Genomic DNA, 529 nt, shown 5'->3' with positions numbered 1-529 from the left:
GAGCACCCGGCGACCGCCCTGATCAAGGCCGCGACCACGGCCGACCTGGTCGTCGTCGGGTCGCGCGGGCTGGGTGGCTTCGCCTCGGCGGTGCTGGGCTCGGTCGGTCACGCCGTGCTGCACCACGCCACTTGCCCGGTCGCGGTCGTCCGGCCCCGCGAGGAGAGGCCATGAACATCGAGTCGCTGACCGCCGAGCAGGTGATGAGCCGCATCCTGGTCGCGGTCAAGCCGGATGAGTCGCCGCTGATGGCCTGGGAACTGATGCGCCGCGCCGGTGTGCATCACTTGCCGGTCGTCGAGGGGCAGCACGTGGTGGGCATCCTGTCGCGCGAGCATCTGGCCGCTTCCTGGTCGGGTGGTCCGCAGGAACAGTCGAACCGCCAGGTGGGCGAGCTGCTGGCCGGTGAGCGCAGGCCGCGGGTGCGGCCGGACGACCCGCTGACCCGGGTCGCGGCCGTGATGACCGACGCCGGCTGTGACGCCGTACCCGTGGTGTCCGGCAGGGGACTGGTCGGGATGATCACCGC

The 529-nt window shown here is 72.2% G+C and carries 2 protein-coding genes; both read left to right on the top strand.

The window, feature by feature from the left end; all coding sequences use genetic code 11:
- The coding region (locus LDL49_RS56510) for a universal stress protein (protein WP_225303207.1) at positions 1-174 on the top strand (174 nt) is incomplete at its 5' end.
- A partial coding sequence (locus LDL49_RS56505) for a CBS domain-containing protein (RefSeq protein WP_225303206.1) occupies positions 171-529 on the top strand: 359 nt, incomplete at its 3' end. The genes LDL49_RS56510 and LDL49_RS56505, both read left to right, overlap by 4 nt.

The sequence above is a fragment of the Nonomuraea aurantiaca genome, from assembly GCF_020215705.1.
Lineage (GTDB): Bacteria > Actinomycetota > Actinomycetes > Streptosporangiales > Streptosporangiaceae > Nonomuraea > Nonomuraea aurantiaca.
Note: the sequence above shows the minus strand (reverse complement) of the source record. Positions and strands in the feature narration are given on the sequence as shown.